Genomic DNA, 16,857 nt, shown 5'->3' with positions numbered 1-16,857 from the left:
TCTTGTCGGGTCCGAACCTACCCCCGCCCGGGCGTCCCAGCGGTCGAAAAGGTTGCATTTTCCGCCAAGTTTGGCGAGGATTTTTCATGCCCTTTCAAGCCGCGACCGCGACGCCCCGCCGCGCCATGACCCCAGCCGCCTTCGTCCGCGGCGTGGTTGCCGCTTATGCCCGTTACGGGCGGGATCCGGCCGAAGCCTTGGGCAAGGGGCAGGTCACCGCGGACCTCGTTCGATCCCGCGACGGACGGGTGACGGCGGCCCAGTTCGAGGCGCTGGCCGGCCATGCCATGCGCGAGCTCGACGACGAAGCGCTTGGCTGGTTCTCGCGCCGGCTGCCTTGGGGAACCTACGGTATGCTGTGCCGCGCCTCGATCACGGCCCCCAATCTCGAAGTCGCGCTAAAACGCTGGTGCCGGCATCATCGCCTGCTGACCGAGGACGTGCTGTTCGAGCTCTCGCTTGGTGATGAGACCGCGACGATCTCCATTCGCGAACAGCGCGACCTCGGCCCCTTGCGTGAATTCTGCCTGGTCACCCTGCTCCGCTATGTTCTCGGCTTCTCCTGCTGGGCCGTCGATTCCGCGATCGCGCTGAGTGCGGCCGAGTTTCCCTATTCCGAGCCGGGCCACGTCTCGGTCTATCCGACGATCTTCTGCAGGCATTTGAGCTTTGGTGCGGACGGCGCCCGCATCGTGTTCGACAAGCATTATCTCTCTCTGCCGCTGACCCGCAGCCCCGCCGATCTCGACAGCATGCTCAAGGGCGCGCTGCGGCTCACAGTGCTGCCCTACCGGCGCGACCGGCTGCTGGTCGAGCGCGTCCGCCGCGTGCTGCGCAATGCACGCGGGCGCATTCTCGGCGCCGAGGATGTCGCAAGCGAGTTGGCGCTCTCGACCCGCACCATGCACCGGCGCCTGCGCGAGGAAGCGACCTCGCTGCGCGACCTCAAGGAAGAGGCAAAGTTCGAGCTCGCCAAGCAGGAGCTGATGCGCGGCCGCGCCCCCATCAAGCGGATCGCGGAGATCGCCGGCTTCCGCAACGAGAAGAGCTTTTCGCGCGCCTTCCGCACCTGGACCGGCGCTAGCCCGCGCGAATTTCGCGAGCGCTATCGCTGAGGCGCGGCGTCACCTGCTTGTCATAAATTGACGTCCTCCGAGATCACTCTCGGAGGACGCAATCTCTCGGATCAGGTCGCGATCTCAGGCGTTAGTTCTGCGCGCCCTGGCGAGCCTTGGGCTGCTTCGTCTGCTTCGGCTGGAAGGCGAGCGCATCGTTGCTAGTCTTGGCGCCGCCGGCCTGCGAGCACGTGCCGCCGATGCCACCGGCCGCCTGACGGCAGGCTTCCATCGTCGGATAGCCGCAGCCGTGAGCGGCCTGGGCGCCGTTGGTGATGCAATAATCGTCGGCCTTCGCAGCCGGCGCCGACAGAACAAAAAACGCAGACGCAAACAGCGTCGCAGCAGAGGCTGCGATCGTCTTCGAAGTCGATGTCATGATGTCTTTTCCTGCTTAGGGTCCCACAAAAGCATCCCCGGCGTGCGACGCAGACCGAGGTTCACACCCTGCATCTAGGCAGCGCAAAGATGCCGACAATCACGGTTGCGCGCATTGCAGTCCTGCCTAAATCACATGTCACAGTTAGGTGAGTTACTAAGCTATTATAACTATCCGAATCGACCGCACCGCGCGCAAGCGCCCCCGACTTCGGAAGTTCAGTAGAGAGACTTGAACGCCTATCCGACGGGTGCCGCCACTACATCCTGTAACGGCAGCGGCACATCCTTCGCGACGCCCAGCACCGGAAAGCTGCGGACGTTCTTCACATCAGGCATCGCGGCGAAATGCAGCAGCTGCTGGCGCATGCTCTCGACGTTCGGCGCGACGCATTTCAGCAGGTAGTCGGTGTCGCCTGAAATCCGCCAGCACTGCTGGATGCGCGGGATCGCGGCAATCGAGCTCTCGAACGCCTCCAGCACCGGCTGGGCCTGGCTCACGAGCTGGATCGAGACGAACGAAACCACCTCATAGCCGAGCAGCCGCTCGTCGATGACGGCGCGGACCGCCCGGATCACGCCGCGGCTGAACAGCAGTTTCAGCCGCCGCAGGCAATTGGGCGCGGACACGCCGACCCGCAGTGCCAGCTCGTTGTTGCGCACCCGACCGTCCTGCTGCAGCTCGGATAAGATCTTCAGATCGACGCCGTCGAGCTGGTCACGCCCGGCCATCCCCCACCTCGCCATGATCGTGTCATGCGAGGCAGCGAAGCACGCGGCGGAATCGCTGCCAAGGGGCCGGAGCCCGGCGCAACAGCTGGTCCGTGGATCGGGATCATCGGACGCGACGTCATGTCTGCGGGCGGGGTACCCCCGCCGTCATGCCAGGGCTTGTCGCGGCCATCCGCGCTCTTTCACTCGACCCCAAAGACGAGGATGCCTGGGCCTTCGCCTCGCCGAAGCGGCTTCGGCCGCGCAGGCGGGACAAGGCCCAAGCATGACGAGTAAATCACGTCGTATGAAGTCGGAGCAGCCAGCCGCCCCTCAATGCGTCCAGGGCTCGCCGCGCCGGAACGAGAAATTGTCGGCATAGGCGACCGGGCGGCGGATCGAATCCTGCGGCTCGATCACCTGGTAGGCGATGCCCTTGCGCTCGCAATAAGCGACCGCCTCTTCCTTGCTGTGGAAGCGCAGCGTGATCTGCTGCTTCATGTCGCCGGACGAGGTCCATCCCATCAGCGGCTCGACCGAACGCGGCTGCTCCGGCTCGTAATCCAGCTGCCATTCCTTGGTCTTGGACCGGCCGGATTGCATCGCGTTCTTGGCGGGCTTGAAAATGCGTGCGGTCATGGGTGGTCCGGGCCTCTTGGTCTTTTCGTTCGATTTCGATGCGTCACGGTAGCAGTTGGTGGAAACCGCGGGCATAGTATAGAGACACCTTTTGGGAACTGATCGGTGATTCCGGTCCCCCCGGGGGTGCGTTGCCGACGGGTATAGTCATTATGCTGCACCGTGACAATTGCGTACCCGCCTTCCGCGCCGGGATCCCGCCCGGCGGCCCTGTCTCGCCGACACCAGCGTATCCGCCCCCTCCGAAAGCTTCCGTCGCATGGCCTTCCTGAACATCAACGCCACGCTTCCCGAAAAGGGCCGTGACCTCAGGCTCGACCTGTTTCGCGGCATCGCGAACTGGGCGATCTTCCTCGACCATATCCCCGACAACGTGGTGAACTGGATCACCACGCGCAACTACGGCTTTTCCGACGCCGCCGACCTGTTCGTCTTCATCTCCGGCTACACCGCCTCCTTCGTCTATGCGCGAATGATGCTCGAGCGCGGCTTCATCGTCGGCGCCACGAGGCTGACCAAGCGGGTCTGGCAGCTCTACGTCGCCCACATCATCCTGTTCGTGATCTACATCGCCTCGATCAGCTATCTGGCGCTGCGCTTCGGCGATTCCGACATGATCAACGAGTTCAACGTCGCCGGCCTCGTCGACAACGCCACCGAGACGCTGCGCCAGGGCCTGTTCCTGCGCTTCAAGCCGCTCAATCTCGACGTGCTGCCGCTCTACATCGTGCTGATGGGGCTGTTTCCGCCGGTGCTGTGGTTCATGCTGCGCAAGCCCGACCTGACGATGGCGCTGTCCATCGTGTTGTGGCTCGCCGCCCGCCATTACGGCCTGAACCTGACCGCCTATCCGGCCGGCCAGTGGTACTTCAACCCGTATGCCTGGCAGGTGCTGTTCGTGTTCGGCGCCTGGTGCGCGATGGGCGGCGCCCGGCGTTCGGGAGCCGTGATCAATTCGCCGATCACGCTGTGGCTGTGCCTCGGCTATCTCGCCTTCGCGCTGGTCATGACCATGGCCGGCCGCTTCCCTACCCTCGGCGGCATGTTCCCGGGATGGCTGTTCTCGGCCTTCAACCCCAACGACAAGACCAACCTTGCGCCCTACCGCTTCCTCCATTTCGTCGTGATCGTGATCCTGGTGATCCGCTTCGTGCCGAAGGACTGGCCTGGTCTGGAGTGGAAGGTGTTCGATCCCTTGATCGTCTGCGGCCAGCAGTCGCTCGCCGTGTTCTGCGTCGGCGTGTTCCTGTCCTTCGTCGGCCATTTCGAGCTGTCGATGAGCTCGGGCTCGCTGTTCGCGCAGATCTTCGTCAGCATCGCCGGCATCGCGATCATGACGACGGTGGCCTATTACATTTCCTGGTCGAAAAAGCAGGACAAGCCGTTGAAGCCGCCGCCGCCCAAACCTGCGGCCGCCGCCTCGCCCGCAAAGGCCGCCTAGAGCCGTTTCCGTTCCGATGAAATCGGAACGGTGCGCCAGATTCCAGTTGCGGCAGCGGAGCCGGCTCAGGCCGCCTCGGTGTCGTACTCGGTGAACTTCTTGTAGATCCAGTCGCGGCCGTCGTGGCGGCGCCAGACCTTTCCATAGACGATCTGCCCGTTGATCGAGCGGCGCGGCACGATCACGGTCCAGAGGTGCCAGATCTCGGTCCAGCTCGACTGCGGATGGACGGTTCGGACGTTGCGATCGAAAGACATGACGCAAAACTCACAAGATATGAGCGCCGCGACGAACTGTGACCTGTGTGACCACCGATTGCAGGCAGCCCATCGCGAGCCTTGCCGACCTGATATCAGCCAGGAATGCGGCCGCAACAACCACTCGGCCTTAACCTAACCGGTCAACCTTACCCCTCGTGGGTACCCGCCAAGACCCGTTGAAAGCCGGCGCCGATCTTTCTATGATGCGTGCACAATTTGAGAATGAGCGCGCCGTTTCGGACGCGTGGCAATTGCGAACTGATTTTCATTTTTCAAATGACTTGCTGACTGGGGCACCACAATGAATATGCAATGTGGACGTTTGCGCCTGGCGGTGTGCTCGGTGCCGCCTGCGCCGCGTGTCAAGACAGTCAAGACATCCGTCTCTGAACCGCCGAAGGCGGCCAACGACAATCATCTGGCGTGGCCGTTCCTGCCGTTTCCGCTCGGCTGGTACGCGACGAACTGATCCCCGGAATAGCGCGACGCCGCTCAAGCGGAATATCATCGCTTGGCGGCGTCCGTTTAGGCATTGGGCGCTGAAATCCCCAATGCCTATATGTCTATGGCGACAGCCAAAGGTTCGAAGCAATTTTGCGAATTCTGCGGCGGGCCGGCCGGCGCAATGCCTTGAAAAATCGCGCAGAAGTGGCGTTTGGCGAAGAACAAGCGCCAGGGCTTCAGGCAAGGCTTCAGGCAAGGTTCGCGCGCGCTTCAGGTCGCCATAGGCCGCCTGCCCCGCCCCCACAATCGCGCCGGCTCAGATGCGCGACGTGCTCTGCGCATTGACGCCCAGCGTGCCCTGCGCGTTGTAGGCCTGTCCCGCCTGGTTGCCATGTTCCCGCCTCTGCGATCGCAACCAATCACCGCGCCATGAGTTGCAGGTCCTTCCCGTCTGTCCGGGGAAGCCGCGTGGCTGCGATCCATGCCCGCGCGATGTACGGACGGTCATCTCGTCTCACGACCGTGTGAGCTGGAGCGCGGCCGGTGAATTTTCACGAGCGAGCAGAGACCAACGAACAGCAGGCCGCAAGCCAAGGGGATGCAGTGAGTCAAATCGATACGACCGAGAAGCTCTCGGGCACGCCGGAGACTGAAAGTTCGCTGTTCGCACTGTGCGGGCTTGGCGTCGCCGGGATCGCAATGCTGGGCTGGATCTGCGCCCTCGCCTGGATCGCCTGGCGCCTGGTCGATTGGCTGTTGTTCTGAAATCGAAACGCCGCCGGCACGCCAACGCACGCAAAAGTTGCGACGGGCGCAATTGCGCGGGGATCGTCCTGCCAGCCTGACCGTCGTCGGCGGCAGCGAAACGGGATGAGCGCGGCGCAATATCGAGAGAATTGAAGGAGCTTCAATCTCGGGACTGGTCGGGGCAGCTGGATTCGAACCAACGACCTGCAGTACCCAAAACTGCCGCGCTACCAGGCTGCGCTATACCCCGAATGTCCAGCGAGCCCCGTCGATACACGCTTCCCAAAGCGCCATCAAGCTTTCAAGCCGCCAGCAAGGCGGCAATAAGCCCGCCGGGTCGCCCTACTTGGTGCCGAACAGCGGGTGGCCGACGCGGTCGCCGGGACGGATGCCGTATTTCTGCGCCGTTCCCGCCACCACCTCCAGGACGGCCCGCGCGGGTCCCTGGGACGAGATGATCTTGGTCGACAGCGGCTCGGTGTTTTCGGCGATGCGCAGGATGCGACCGTCGGCGCGGATGAAGATCATGTCGAGCGAGACGTAGGTGTTCTTCATCCACATCGACACTTCCTGCTCGGGCTTGAAGTCGAACAGCATGCCTTTGCCGTCGGCCAGTTCCTTGCGGTACATCAGCCCGGTCTGCTTCTCCTCCTCGGTCGTCGCCATTTCCACCGAGAACACCTGCACGCCGTTCCTGGTGACGATCTCGAGCGGCTGGAAGCTGGCGGCGCGCACCGGCGCGCTCGCGACGGCACAGCCGACGACGAGGATGGCGGCCAGCCAGCCCCTTGCAATGGACCAGACGGCCTTTCGGTCAAAATTCATGGGACGGTACTCAAGGGGGCGTGGGACTGGACCAGTCCTTACGCGGCGATCGTGACAAAAGCCAGAGGCGCGCCGGACGGCCTGCGCGCCTCTTGTCACGATTGCGGGAGTTGGCGATCGCCGCTAGTGCGACTGCAATCCCGGCGATCCGGTCTCGGGATGGATCTCGGCCGCCATCATGCCCTTGGAGCCGGGCCCGAAGCGGACCAGGACATATTGGCCGGGCCTGAGCTCGGTCATGCCGAAGCGGCGCAGCGTCTCCATGTGCACGAAGATGTCGGGCGTGCCCTCGCCGCAGGTCAGGAAGCCGAAGCCGCGCAGGCGGTTGAACCACTTGACCTGGGCTCGCTCCAGTCCGCTGGTCGCGGTGACCGTGACGTGGGTGCGCGGCGGCAGCATCTGCGCCGGATGGATCGCGGTCGACTCGTCCATCGAGACCACGCGGAAGGCCTGGTAGCCCTTGGCGCGCTGAATGCACTCGACGACGATGCGGGCGCCCTCATAGGCGGTCTGGAAGCCGTCGCGCCTGAGCACGGTGACGTGCAGCAGCACGTCCGGCCAGCCATTGTCGGGAACGATGAAGCCGTAGCCCTTTGAAGCGTCGAACCATTTGATGACGCCGTGAACCTCGACGAGGTTGGCACTGCCTTCACCAAGTCCGCTGAACGGGCTTAGCGCGTTATCGCGACCGCCGCCGTGCTCGCCCACAGCGGGAACTCCGATCTTCTTGGACTCAAATCCGTCCGACGACCCCATAACCCCGGACCCCACACTGCCCATTGCAACCCGCCTCAGCGGCGGCGTCGAATCACGCGTCTTAAGAGAATGTTCTCAATTCGACGCGATGCGAATCTTTCGACTCAAAAGATAACACTCCCGGTTGCGGCGCATAGATAAAAAAATGATTCGCCGGAACCTATGAACAGCTTGCACAGCCGCGAATCAAATTGATGCCTCAATTTCCGACAAAGGGCCCGAGAGTCTCGCCTATGTCGTGGCGGATAACGAGGTCGGCGATGTCGTCCTGATCGGTCGGCTCGCGATTGATGATCACCAGACGTGCACCGGCGTTCTTCGCCATCATCGGAAAGCCCGCCGCCGGCCACACCACGAGCGAGGAGCCGATCGCGATGAAGAGGTCGCAGGCTTGCGACAGCGCGGTCGCGCGCTGCATTTCGTCGTCGGGCATCGTCTGGCCGAACGAGATCGTCGCGGTCTTCACCGGCTCGTCGCACGCGGTGCAGTTGGGTGCGCCGCCGTCTTCGTCGAAGCGGCGCTTCACCCAGTCAAGCTGATAGGCCTGCCCGCATCCGATGCAGCGCGCATAAGTGGTATTGCCGTGAAGCTCGATGACGTGCTCGGCGGCAAAGCCCGAAGCCTGGTGCAGATTGTCGATGTTCTGGGTGATGACGGCGGGGACCTTGCCGGCGCGGTAGAGCGAGGCGAGCGCGCGATGACCGCGGCCGGGCCTGGCCGCGGCAAAGGCCGCCTCCATCGCAAAGCGGCGGCGCCAGGATTCGTCGCGAGCTTCCTGGCTGGCGACGAATTCGTCGAACGGGATCGGACGGTTGCGCGTCCAAATTCCGCCCGGTGAGCGGAAATCCGGGATGCCGCATTCGGTGGAGATGCCGGCGCCGGTGAACGGCACGATGGTCCTGGACTCGGCGATCATGTCGCCGAGTCGTTCGACGCCGCTGCGAAGATCCGATGCAATCACTCGCGGCCTCCCATGTTGGCTTTGCGCTGGCCGCTCCATGCGCAAGCGACAAGATCGTTGACGCTGTTATCCACTGCCACGTGAGAATCGCGCAAGCGCGGTCGGCAATTTTTTCCGACCTTCGCTTATCACAATCCTGCAATGCCTCCTCCCCATTGACGCCCCAATCAGAAGCGCCAATGCATGTGTTAACGCGACTCAACGTGATTGCGGCGGCAGTGCGTGAGTTCGGCCGTGCACACATATTGGAGTGCACAGATACTGACGTGTAGAGGGGATTTGACATGACCGAAGACGAACAACGCAAAATCCGCGAACGCGAAGAGATCGCCGCCCGTGTCGCCGCCTTCCGTGCCACCCAGGAAAAATTCCAGCGCGAGCGCGAAGAGTATTTCGTGTCGACGCTCGACAATGCGCGCAAGGTGGAGCGGCCCTCGCTCTGGCCATAAAGGCACCTCCGATCGCCACGCATGAAAAAAGCCCGGAGCATCGCTCCGGGCTTTTCACTTGGTCAGCCGTTACCAGTGGCGGTAGTAGTAGTGGCGCCGGGGGTAGTACGGCCCATCGCCGTAATAGGCATACGGGCCAGGGCTGTAATAGGCGGGCCCGCCATAATAGCCGTACGGATGGGACGCAGCGACCGCGCCCGCGGTGATCGCGCCGGCGGCGAGGCCGAATGCGAGGCCCGGGCCAATGCCGCGACCGCGCGCCTCTGCAGGCGCAGGCGCCGCGACCGCGGTCACGCCGACGGCCGCAATGGTGGCCAGAACTGCCAGTGTCTTCTTCATGACTCTCCTCCTTCGCGTCTCGCGGGGACAACGTCGCCGGCCCGCGATGGTTGCGCGCGAGGAGTGGAACCCGGGCGGCAGAAAAATATCGGCACGAGCGGAACGAAAGCCGGTTCGGGCGAATTGCATCTGCGAGTGCGGAAGCCTCCGCTATCCGGTTGAGGCGACAGCACGATGCCCCGTCAGCATCTCCGCGATGCTGGCGGGGTTTTTGGTTTCGCGGACAGAAGAGGGCGGCAGACATCAATGGCTGCCAACGGGACGGATGCCGAGGAGGACACATTGCCGCTATCCGCTTTGCTGGGGCGCATCCGCAGACTCGTTCCCAAATCGCGCGACCAGCATTACGACGAGATCGTCCGCAACTTCGGTGTCGGCGCGCTGCGCCGACCGCCAACGCCGATGAGCGACGGCGAGCTGGCGCGGGCCATCGCCGAGTTCCTCAAGGAGCAGCCGTCGAGCGCGTCCGTTGCGACCCTCGGCCGGCGGCTGGACCCCTCCTCTCCGCTGTAAGCGGGTTTGTTTCTGGCGAGCACGGAACAAAGGTTTCCCGCGCACGTTGAGTCCCCTTCACGCAAGAAGGGACCCGCCATGCCCGCGTGGCTTGAAGTTCTGCTCAACCTGTCCGGCTATGCCGGCTTCGTCGCGCTTGCGCGCCGCGGCACCGCGTGCCCGGGCCATTCCGCCGACGACCGCATCTACGGTGACGAGCGCTAATTGGTGTGGGGCGCCTGGCCTGCCGTGCGCACCAGCCGGTCGGCCTTGACCGCGACGCGGGTGTCCTCGAGCTGCGGCCGCAGCGAGAAGCTGATCACCACGAAGGCGAGGCAGAACAGCGAGCCGACGACGGCGACGCGCCGGTAGGTGTGGCGGTCGCCCTGAAAGAAGGATGGTTCTGAAAAAGGTGTCATGCAAAGTTGCTCGTTGGCAAAGTCGTTTCTTGTCCTTGCCAGACACCTATCCCAAGCAGCGGCAAGCGCAACGCGATTGGGGTTTTAACCTAACCGAATAGGGTTATCGGCTTTCCCGCAAATCTTCGTTAGGAGTTTGCGCAAGCCTCGAGATCCCGGCGCGCCGCTTCAGACAACGTCCGCACCAAAACTCGTAAACGCTCCGGCGGAGCCGCGGGTACGGCTTTGTTCCAGCTTCGCCTGCATTTCGTTCTCGAAGAACGAATCGGAATCGAAAAAATCGGCGCGGAGCAACTCTTAACAAGTAGTGCGGATCGTCGCGAAGCGAACGTGCGATCGCAGCGAAGGACCGATCACTCCGTGTCGTCTCGCTTCAGTGGCGGCGGCACCTGCGGCACCGAGGGCCTGCCTTTGCGCAGCCGCTTGTGCCTGTCGCACCAGAACACTTTGACGATCTCGGCGAGAAACCAGCACGCATCCATGTCGCTCTCCCTCGCTCCATTCCGTAGCGAGGACACGAGGGCGGGACCGTGCGAAGCATCACGCTCACGCGCGGCGACAAGGACTGTCCCGCATCGACACAGAAGGCACGCCTTGTTCTGCATCCGACTCCATTTCGTTCGCAAAGAACGAATCGGAGTCGAGCAAATCAGCGCGGCGCGACTCCTAACGATCGATGAAGGCGCGCGCCGTCACGTCTTCATCGGCAAGATTTTCAACGGCAGACGAGATCGCGCTTACTGGGTCGCCGTCGTAGCCCGCCGGCGCGCCTCACGCCGCGCGCTTGGCGTTGGCCTTCTCGGAAAAGCATTCGAGGATCTGGATGCGGAGCTCTTCAGCGGCCGGCCCCTCGACTTTCCTCAGCTGATTCCAGAGCCTGATCACTTCGCGCTGTTTCTCGACGGTCATGAGTCACCTCCAACGTGATGATCAACTAGAACAAAATGAGAACAAAAAGTCCAGCCCCTCGCGCGCGATTTCCCACGCACATCGCCTCAAGCCTTGCTCGCGCTGCGCGGCCCCCTGAAAGCTGGGGATTTCCGCGCCCGGCCACTGGCAGCGCCGCCTGACGAACATGCTCCGTCGCCACGGCGGGTTGCTTTTTGGATTTTCAACCTTAAGTTCGAGGCGCTGGCGGCCAGGCGCTGAAATCCCAACGCCGCCGGCCAAGAGAGCCCCGTGCGCAAGCGCGGGGTTTTTCTTTTGGGAACGCGCCGTCGTCCTCCTCGTTAGCCATTCCGGAGCGAGGGACCGTGACCAGGAAATTTTACGCCGTCGAAGTGGTTCGTCAGATCGAGGAGACCGTGGAGATCATGGTCGAGGCCCCCGACGAGACCACGGCGCACGATGCGGCGCTTGCGCACCTCAAGGCGCGCGGCTCCGAATATCAGTGGCTCAATCCCAAATGCGAATTCATCGTCTGGCGCGAGCGCCAGATCGATCCGCCGGCGATCATCGATGTGTCGGTGTCGACGGAGTAGCCGCCGGAACGAATGTCCCCGCCCCGCGTTATCAGGTCGAATTCAGTGGTGCTGGCGGCTGTGCGACGCGGCCGTCCAGCTTTGAGAAGCCCCGGTCCCCAACGCCGGGGTTTTTCTTTGCGCCGCGCTCTTACAACAAGGCAGCAAACAACAAGGCAGCAAACAACAAAGCAGCCACACGGGCGTTACACCGGGTGGCTGCTTTGACGACTGTCAGCTTCGCGCAAGATTCCGTCGCCGTCATCTCAACCGCCGAACGCCGGACAACGTTCCGGCGCGCGGCAAATTTCCGTGCGGCCTTTGTTGACCGTCAGACCGGCAGATTGTCGTTCAGCCCCGGCGGGACTTCGCCTTGCGCGGCCCGCTCGGCGAGGAGCAACTTTTCGGCCTCATACCAGAAAGTGTCCATCCTCCCCGCGGGCTCGCCGGCTTCCCGCCAGAGATGATAGGCGCGGTCCCGGATCTGTTCCTCGCTCAGACTGGCCATGTGACGTCTCCCTTTGGGAAGCAAAGCCTGACGACGCCCGAGAGTTCCTTGTCCATGTCCGGCACCAGCCGGCGGTCGTTGCGGCGCTCCGCGACAGGGAGCCGCCGCGACGATGTCGCGGGTCGCTTAGACCGAGTCCTTGGCCACCTTCAGCGGCGAGGCCTTGACCGACTTGCTCGCCGGCTTCGCCGCGAACTGCATCGGCTCCTTGGTGAAGGGATTGACGCCCATGCGGGCTTCGGTCGCCGGCTTGTTCACGACCGACATCTTGACGAAGCCGGGAATGACGAACTCGCCGGACTCGTTGAGCTCCTTGTAGCCAACCGTCGCCATGTACTCGATGACCGACTTCACGTCGTTCTTCGACAGCTGCGTGCCCTCGGCAATTGCATCAATCAATTGAGTTTTCGTCATCTTCGCCATGTCTGAATTCCTTTTGTGCGGGTGAGCAGATCCTGCTCAGGACGCGGCTGAACCACGCAAGTGTGATGCCGATTCACGCCGGAGGTCATGAAGTCACGGGGCTTAGAACCCATTGAGGCCCAAAACACAAGCATGGCTTCGGCTGGGGTTCCAGCCTGTCCCGCGAAAGTGTCGCAGCATGCGCCGCGTTGGCTTTGAACCATTCTGCCGCTGGCGCGTCTAACTAATTGAAGTCCCCAAGCTTCACCCCCATCAGAGAGCCCCGCTTCCCCCAGGCGGGGCTTTCGCTTTTGGAGGCCTGGTGGAGCGCGCCGGCTGTTATATGGTCGGATGTTTCTCGTGAGGGGCTGATGAAGATTGCCATTGTTATCGCCGGCCTGATCGTCGTTGCGGTCGCCGCCCTGGTCGCCATCCAGCCGGAGTTCTTGAAGCCTGCGTCTCTGGCACAGGTCAAGAAATCCGACATCTTCGGCTTTTCGCCCGGGATGACATTCGAGGAGACCAACAAGCTCGTCACGCAACGTCACTACCGCTGCCGACAGGGTCGCGGTTCGTACATCCTCGAATGCGAAATCAACGGCGCCAAGGTCACGGTCTATAATGACGACGTCGACGCCAGCCACCCCATCCGGCGCGTCAATGCCGCGTTGAACAATCCGGGGCCGCAGGACGCGGCCGTCAAGTCGATCTCCGACCAGTTCAACGCCCAACCGACCAGGGACGCTCGCGAGGGATGGACGTGGATCGTCAGCCGTGGGCTCAAGCTGAGCTACGACGGCAGCGCCTTGAAGCTCGTGGACGAGGCCTGGGATAACAGGCTTCGCAACGACGAAGCCAAGCGCTAGGCGCGCTGCGCCGAAATGAGCGGACCGTCACCGCGACCCGGTTATCCCCAGCCAACGCGTCACCTCATCGTGAAACCTGCGGCCCGGCACGCCTTGTTGAGACTTCGGTAACCTAACCCATCCACTCTCCCCGCCAGTATCGTTGCGTTGGAGTAAACCCACAGTGCTGAATTTTGACGAGCTGCGTGAACTCGCGGCTGATGTTCGCGTGTTTGTTGACATCGCCGAGGACAAGGCTGAAGCGCTCAAGGCCGTCATCGCGGCTTACGACGTGGTGCTGGCGATCTTCCCCTCGCAGGAAGGCATGGGCCTCCACGTCATCAAGGGCAAAGAGATTCTGGACAGAATCGCAAACTCGCGGACCCATGCGGTCTACAGCCACACGGCGATCGCAGTTCCCGACCTCGAGCATGCGCAGATGCTCAAATATCTAACGGCGCCTGTCGAACGGCGGATCGCTGCGTAATTGCCGACGGCAAGCGCATCCTCACAATGACCAGCGGATAGGAACGGTTGGCTCTCCCGCACATTGATCCATCTCCAGATGAGGAGATTGCAATGAGCGTTGAAGGTAAAGCCAAGGAAGCCGCCGGCTACGTCAAGGAAGAGCTGTACGAGCACGGCAAGTCCCCTGAGAGCCAGAAGAAGGCTCAGGAGGGTCGCGACCTCAGGAACGAAGGCCGCGTCGAAGACGGCAAGCCGCCGAAGACGACGAAGCCCGGCACCGGTCACTAGACCGACTTTTTTCAAAACCGCCCCTGGCCATGTCAGGGGCGGCTTTTCATGTGCGCTCCTGCCCCGGACGCAGCGCTCCTGGCGATGCGAAGCATGGTCCAACAGCGACGAACACGCTGCGGCTACGTCCCGTCTCGCATGTCCGTGGTCGCGAAGTGACATCCAAACGCCACCAGGACCAAAGCAAACGTCGCGCCGAGCAGAATTCGCAGGGTCGATCCCGTCTCCTGGCTCACGTACCGGACATCGTGCCGGTGCGCGTAGCGTTCAGGATGCGTGGCATCAGGCTGCTGGGGTGAAACAGTCAACAGCACCAGCCACGCGACGGTCCCGCAAAGCGCCGCAATCCTCGCAATCTTTCCGAGCCTTTGAAGCCAGCGCCTCATGCCGCCCTCGTCATGGCTTGGATCTCCGCTGCGCCTTTGTCCGGATCAGCCTTCATCAGCTCCAGGAGGTCGCCGCGCTTCTCAAGTCTTCGGCCTGGCCAGCAGCCTGAGAGCGCTGAGAACGATGAGAATGGCGAAAGCACCGAGAGCGTAGGTGAGTGCATTCACGAGCCAGGAAATGGCAATCCCTGCGAAGCTGGATCCTCCGACCGCTCCCCAGAACAAATACGCTGCGGTGATGCCGGGCCACTCCAGCGAAAGAAAAGCGAAGTCGGTCATCGGCTCGATGGCGAGGAGCACTGAGGAGATGAGCGCCCCGATGGCCAATGCGATGATGAGGTTCGCCTTCACGGAGAGCATCAAAACCCCAGCAGCCCGGCGATAACCGGAACGAGGAAATAGGCGGCGAGCCCGAGAAGGCCGCCCACGACAAGGCGTGCCCCGCGGCCGTGAATCTTCGTATCGAGCCACGCACAAACGGTCACCGCAGCCTGTCTCAGCCAGTCACCGACGAGGATTCTGACGAGATCAAACAGGAGTTCTGCAAAGAAAGCGGCCATGGCGTTTAGTCGCCCTACCTCTGGCGGGGTTCAACCGCCGCGGGTTGGCCATTGAGAGCGCCGGTTCGATAGGTTGCTGGCGAGGTCACTGCGCGACGCTCAAAACAGCCATCGTCGCCGAGGAACGGGCCGATCGGGGCCGGATTGGTTTTCCGTCACCGTGAGTGATGCCGATGCGGATTGACGAAAAGCCCGCCGCAAGGCGGGTTCTCTTTTGAGAGAATTCCCTGCATAGTGCGGCATGGCCAAAGCAAAAGTGACCTTCAAAACCGTCCGCCTCTCAGACAGCGACTGGAAGATACTGGCGGACTACCCCGACCACGAACAGCGCGAAATCACCGGATTCGCCAGCAAGGCAGATGCCGACGACTGGATCAACGGCGATCGCAAGATCGCCTGGCTCCGTTCCCAGGGTTACGCCAAGTGAACTAGCCAAGTGAGCTAGCCAAGGGACGTAGCTGTCGCGCGCACCTCGCAATCCTCCTTTTTGATGTTGCAGCCGCGTCGTGTCATGTCCTCGCGCGGACAGACGGTCACGCATGCGTGGCCCGACCGTTGCCTTCGCAACCCGCCGCCGTCACCTATAAATTGCCGGACCAGATCCCCTGGGGCCTGGTTGACGCGCGAATTGCGGTGATAGTGCACTGAATTCATTCGCGATCGCCACCTAGCTGGCTCGCGGCTTCGGTCGGTGCTCGGCCTCAGCGCAATTAAGTGCACTGTCACCGTAATTCCGAGCTATCGCGGAGCGCTGGGGTTGTAGTTGAATAGCTCGATGATTTTCTTGTCCCAGCCGGCCATATCGAAATAGCGGTCGTAGTACTCGGCAGCTTCTGCCGTATAGCCGCCCTTCTTCTCACAGTCCTTGAACAGACGTGAAATATCATCGCGGAGTCTGTGCAAGGCGGTGCTCTCTTCCTTGCTCATAAATTCTCCTGGTTCGGCGACAGCCAAAAGGTCGTCAATCTTCAATTGCTGAGCCTTAGCGAAAAGGTCATCGCGAATGGTTCTTGCTCTCCACTCGCCAACTAGCACAGCCCACCTTTCGAGCTTGGCACGGGAGCCGGAGCTAGGATCTCCCTTGCTCATCTGATTGGCTAAGTCCGAGTATCTGGCTCCCATATACCGATCGATGATCCGCACGTACATTTGGTAGAAGTCCCACCCGATGAGCGCCACATAAGGAGCGACGATTTCTTTCCTCTCCGCTTCGGTGACCCTGAGTTCGGTTAGCTGCTTATCGACGTCGTCCAGAATCGCTTGCTTGGCTTTGGCGGACGGCGACCCGATCCGGTTAGCCCAGGCGTAACTCATGTAGGTGGATTTGGCACTGATGACCGATAGGTGCTGGAGCTTCCCCAAAATCTCTTCGGCTCGGTCCAATGTCTTATTCAACCTCGCCTCAATGCCCCAAACTTTGAAGACTTCGAGTTTCGGCATGAACACCATGAAGGTGCAGACAACGCCCAGCGTCCCGAGAAACGAAGCCGACGCAACGCGTTGATTGAATCCCTCGAAAGCCGCCATGATCAGCGATCCAACCGCAATGATGCCCGCAACGAAAAGGACTACGTCCCGAAGCCTATCGAGCATATTCTCGGTCACATCAGCCTCATCGACAAAGGCCGAGACTCAGCTCGGCTAATCAACCTAAGGTAAGCAACACTACCCCCGTCTTCAATAGATCACACCCGATAGGACATCCGCATGTTCTCGCTCAACAACGAGGCCGATTTGGTTGCTTTGCACATGGGCATCGTCAAAGAGACCCTGCACCTCGAATACAAGGCTTCCGACGCGCTCGATAAGAGAGACGACAGGAAGAAGATGGAGATGACCCGGGATGTGTCTGCGTTCGCAGATGCTGATAGCGGTCAAATCATCTACGGCATGATTGAAAATTTTCAACGCCTCCCGCGTTGACCCTACCTATATTAGGCGATGCTCGCCATGGTAGAAATGAC

General features: G+C 61.9%; 29 protein-coding genes and 1 tRNA gene. 13 read left to right on the top strand and 17 right to left on the bottom strand.

The features are described 5' to 3' along the window. Nucleotides 1-86: 86 nt before the first annotated feature. The gene (locus ABIB95_RS17200) at nt 87-1,115 is read left to right on the top strand and encodes an AraC family transcriptional regulator (RefSeq protein ID WP_354240782.1); all 1,029 of its coding nucleotides are present in this window, start codon (nt 87-89) and stop codon (nt 1,113-1,115) included. Between the two features lie 91 nt (nt 1,116-1,206). Here ABIB95_RS17200 and ABIB95_RS17195 read toward each other — a convergent pair whose 3' ends face one another. The 3 genes from ABIB95_RS17195 to ABIB95_RS17185 all read right to left on the bottom strand — a co-directional run bounded on the left by ABIB95_RS17195 (nt 1,207) and on the right by ABIB95_RS17185 (nt 2,843). Continuing rightward, nucleotides 1,207-1,494, bottom strand: coding sequence for a DUF3551 domain-containing protein (locus ABIB95_RS17195; RefSeq protein ID WP_063983447.1), 288 nt, complete (start codon nt 1,492-1,494; stop codon nt 1,207-1,209). 239 nt (nt 1,495-1,733) lie between these two features. After that, nucleotides 1,734-2,225 carry an Lrp/AsnC family transcriptional regulator gene (locus ABIB95_RS17190; protein ID WP_135213563.1) on the bottom strand — a complete coding sequence of 164 codons (492 nt, stop codon included), beginning with the start codon at nt 2,223-2,225 and terminating at the stop codon, nt 1,734-1,736. A 312-nt stretch (nt 2,226-2,537) separates the two neighbouring features. Beyond that, nucleotides 2,538-2,843, bottom strand: coding sequence for an ETC complex I subunit (locus tag ABIB95_RS17185; protein WP_014495449.1), 306 nt, complete (start codon nt 2,841-2,843; stop codon nt 2,538-2,540). A 259-nt stretch (nt 2,844-3,102) separates the two neighbouring features. Between ABIB95_RS17185 and ABIB95_RS17180 the strand changes: the two genes are divergently transcribed. After that, complete coding sequence (locus ABIB95_RS17180; RefSeq protein WP_063983449.1) at nt 3,103-4,284, top strand: OpgC domain-containing protein; 1,182 nt, start codon at nt 3,103-3,105, stop codon at nt 4,282-4,284. Nucleotides 4,285-4,349: 65 nt separating this feature from the next. Here the strand turns inward: ABIB95_RS17180 and ABIB95_RS17175 are convergent, their stop codons facing one another. Continuing rightward, nucleotides 4,350-4,541, bottom strand: a complete 192-nt coding sequence (locus ABIB95_RS17175; RefSeq protein ID WP_354240780.1) for a hypothetical protein — start codon at nt 4,539-4,541, stop codon at nt 4,350-4,352. 304 nt (nt 4,542-4,845) lie between these two features. Here ABIB95_RS17175 and ABIB95_RS17170 point away from each other — a divergent pair, with 304 nt between their 5' ends. After that, on the top strand, nt 4,846-5,013 hold the full coding sequence (locus tag ABIB95_RS17170; RefSeq protein WP_354240778.1) for a hypothetical protein: 168 nt from the start codon (nt 4,846-4,848) through the stop codon (nt 5,011-5,013). A gap of 578 nt (nt 5,014-5,591) precedes the next feature. Beyond that, a complete protein-coding gene (locus tag ABIB95_RS17165; RefSeq protein ID WP_223153565.1) occupies nt 5,592-5,753 on the top strand; it encodes an RNA-binding protein in 162 nt (53 codons plus the stop codon). 155 nt (nt 5,754-5,908) lie between these two features. On the opposite strand, the gene ABIB95_RS17160 is transcribed toward ABIB95_RS17165, so the two are convergent. The 4 genes from ABIB95_RS17160 to ABIB95_RS17145 form a co-directional block, all read right to left on the bottom strand. Continuing rightward, a tRNA-Pro gene (locus tag ABIB95_RS17160) sits at nt 5,909-5,985 on the bottom strand. 92 nt (nt 5,986-6,077) lie between these two features. Continuing rightward, entirely contained in the window at nt 6,078-6,560 is a 483-nt protein-coding gene (locus ABIB95_RS17155) for a DUF192 domain-containing protein (protein WP_038936099.1), read from the bottom strand. A 123-nt stretch (nt 6,561-6,683) separates the two neighbouring features. Beyond that, nucleotides 6,684-7,316, bottom strand: coding sequence for a cold-shock protein (locus ABIB95_RS17150; RefSeq protein ID WP_028150990.1), 633 nt, complete (start codon nt 7,314-7,316; stop codon nt 6,684-6,686). A 199-nt stretch (nt 7,317-7,515) separates the two neighbouring features. Further along, complete coding sequence (locus ABIB95_RS17145) at nt 7,516-8,277, bottom strand: SIR2 family NAD-dependent protein deacylase (RefSeq protein ID WP_354240776.1); 762 nt, start codon at nt 8,275-8,277, stop codon at nt 7,516-7,518. Nucleotides 8,278-8,561: 284 nt separating this feature from the next. On the opposite strand from ABIB95_RS17145, the gene ABIB95_RS17140 reads away from it, so the two are divergent. Then, nucleotides 8,562-8,726 (top strand): hypothetical protein, encoded by a 165-nt coding sequence (locus ABIB95_RS17140; RefSeq protein ID WP_014495457.1) that lies wholly within the window; start codon nt 8,562-8,564, stop codon nt 8,724-8,726. Between the two features lie 69 nt (nt 8,727-8,795). Here ABIB95_RS17140 and ABIB95_RS17135 read toward each other — a convergent pair whose 3' ends face one another. Further along, a complete protein-coding gene (locus ABIB95_RS17135) occupies nt 8,796-9,065 on the bottom strand; it encodes a hypothetical protein (protein WP_354240774.1) in 270 nt (89 codons plus the stop codon). A 246-nt stretch (nt 9,066-9,311) separates the two neighbouring features. On the opposite strand from ABIB95_RS17135, the gene ABIB95_RS17130 reads away from it, so the two are divergent. Continuing rightward, nucleotides 9,312-9,578, top strand: coding sequence for a hypothetical protein (locus tag ABIB95_RS17130; RefSeq protein WP_354240772.1), 267 nt, complete (start codon nt 9,312-9,314; stop codon nt 9,576-9,578). A 78-nt stretch (nt 9,579-9,656) separates the two neighbouring features. Beyond that, nucleotides 9,657-9,782, top strand: a complete 126-nt coding sequence (locus ABIB95_RS17125; protein WP_354240770.1) for a hypothetical protein — start codon at nt 9,657-9,659, stop codon at nt 9,780-9,782. Here ABIB95_RS17125 and ABIB95_RS17120 read toward each other — a convergent pair. The 3 genes from ABIB95_RS17120 to ABIB95_RS17110 all read right to left on the bottom strand — a co-directional run bounded on the left by ABIB95_RS17120 (nt 9,779) and on the right by ABIB95_RS17110 (nt 10,885). Then, the gene (locus ABIB95_RS17120; RefSeq protein ID WP_039148983.1) at nt 9,779-9,976 is read right to left on the bottom strand and encodes a hypothetical protein; all 198 of its coding nucleotides are present in this window, start codon (nt 9,974-9,976) and stop codon (nt 9,779-9,781) included. The genes ABIB95_RS17125 and ABIB95_RS17120 overlap by 4 nt on opposite strands. A 353-nt stretch (nt 9,977-10,329) precedes the next feature. After that, nucleotides 10,330-10,458: a hypothetical protein gene (locus tag ABIB95_RS17115; protein WP_354240768.1), complete on the bottom strand. Its 129-nt coding sequence runs from the start codon at nt 10,456-10,458 to the stop codon at nt 10,330-10,332. A 289-nt stretch (nt 10,459-10,747) separates the two neighbouring features. Further along, nucleotides 10,748-10,885 (bottom strand): hypothetical protein, encoded by a 138-nt coding sequence (locus tag ABIB95_RS17110; protein ID WP_166096469.1) that lies wholly within the window; start codon nt 10,883-10,885, stop codon nt 10,748-10,750. A 344-nt stretch (nt 10,886-11,229) separates the two neighbouring features. Here ABIB95_RS17110 and ABIB95_RS17105 point away from each other — a divergent pair, with 344 nt between their 5' ends. Then, nucleotides 11,230-11,457, top strand: a complete 228-nt coding sequence (locus tag ABIB95_RS17105) for a hypothetical protein (protein WP_063983455.1) — start codon at nt 11,230-11,232, stop codon at nt 11,455-11,457. 310 nt (nt 11,458-11,767) lie between these two features. Here ABIB95_RS17105 and ABIB95_RS17100 read toward each other — a convergent pair whose 3' ends face one another. Together ABIB95_RS17100 and ABIB95_RS17095 are read right to left on the bottom strand one after the other, a co-directional pair. Then, nucleotides 11,768-11,944 carry a DUF2934 domain-containing protein gene (locus ABIB95_RS17100; RefSeq protein WP_084795141.1) on the bottom strand — a complete coding sequence of 59 codons (177 nt, stop codon included), beginning with the start codon at nt 11,942-11,944 and terminating at the stop codon, nt 11,768-11,770. Nucleotides 11,945-12,070: 126 nt separating this feature from the next. Next, on the bottom strand, nt 12,071-12,367 hold the full coding sequence (locus ABIB95_RS17095; RefSeq protein WP_007591377.1) for an HU family DNA-binding protein: 297 nt from the start codon (nt 12,365-12,367) through the stop codon (nt 12,071-12,073). A 350-nt stretch (nt 12,368-12,717) separates the two neighbouring features. Here ABIB95_RS17095 and ABIB95_RS17090 point away from each other — a divergent pair, with 350 nt between their 5' ends. The 3 genes from ABIB95_RS17090 to ABIB95_RS17080 all read left to right on the top strand — a co-directional run bounded on the left by ABIB95_RS17090 (nt 12,718) and on the right by ABIB95_RS17080 (nt 13,947). Beyond that, nucleotides 12,718-13,212, top strand: a complete 495-nt coding sequence (locus ABIB95_RS17090) for a hypothetical protein (protein ID WP_354240766.1) — start codon at nt 12,718-12,720, stop codon at nt 13,210-13,212. Nucleotides 13,213-13,375: 163 nt separating this feature from the next. Continuing rightward, on the top strand, nt 13,376-13,678 hold the full coding sequence (locus tag ABIB95_RS17085; RefSeq protein WP_028161315.1) for a hypothetical protein: 303 nt from the start codon (nt 13,376-13,378) through the stop codon (nt 13,676-13,678). Nucleotides 13,679-13,770: 92 nt separating this feature from the next. Next, on the top strand, nt 13,771-13,947 hold the full coding sequence (locus ABIB95_RS17080; protein WP_014495468.1) for a hypothetical protein: 177 nt from the start codon (nt 13,771-13,773) through the stop codon (nt 13,945-13,947). A gap of 467 nt (nt 13,948-14,414) precedes the next feature. On the opposite strand, the gene ABIB95_RS17075 is transcribed toward ABIB95_RS17080, so the two are convergent. Then, entirely contained in the window at nt 14,415-14,693 is a 279-nt protein-coding gene (locus tag ABIB95_RS17075; protein ID WP_354240764.1) for a hypothetical protein, read from the bottom strand. Beyond that, complete coding sequence (locus ABIB95_RS17070) at nt 14,693-14,893, bottom strand: hypothetical protein (protein ID WP_283016375.1); 201 nt, start codon at nt 14,891-14,893, stop codon at nt 14,693-14,695. Before ABIB95_RS17070 ends, ABIB95_RS17075 begins: the two co-directional genes overlap by 1 nt. 241 nt (nt 14,894-15,134) lie before the next feature. Here ABIB95_RS17070 and ABIB95_RS17065 point away from each other — a divergent pair, with 241 nt between their 5' ends. Further along, nucleotides 15,135-15,320: a hypothetical protein gene (locus ABIB95_RS17065; RefSeq protein ID WP_028151001.1), complete on the top strand. Its 186-nt coding sequence runs from the start codon at nt 15,135-15,137 to the stop codon at nt 15,318-15,320. A gap of 311 nt (nt 15,321-15,631) precedes the next feature. On the opposite strand, the gene ABIB95_RS17060 is transcribed toward ABIB95_RS17065, so the two are convergent. Further along, nucleotides 15,632-16,498, bottom strand: coding sequence for a hypothetical protein (locus tag ABIB95_RS17060; RefSeq protein ID WP_354240762.1), 867 nt, complete (start codon nt 16,496-16,498; stop codon nt 15,632-15,634). A 102-nt stretch (nt 16,499-16,600) separates the two neighbouring features. Here ABIB95_RS17060 and ABIB95_RS17055 point away from each other — a divergent pair, with 102 nt between their 5' ends. Next, complete coding sequence (locus ABIB95_RS17055) at nt 16,601-16,816, top strand: hypothetical protein (RefSeq protein WP_354240760.1); 216 nt, start codon at nt 16,601-16,603, stop codon at nt 16,814-16,816. The last annotated feature ends 41 nt before the right edge of the window (nt 16,817-16,857 follow it).

The organism is Bradyrhizobium sp. LA2.1, from assembly GCF_040547725.1.
Taxonomy (GTDB): domain Bacteria; phylum Pseudomonadota; class Alphaproteobacteria; order Rhizobiales; family Xanthobacteraceae; genus Bradyrhizobium; species Bradyrhizobium barranii.
Note: the sequence above shows the minus strand (reverse complement) of the source record. Positions and strands in the feature narration are given on the sequence as shown.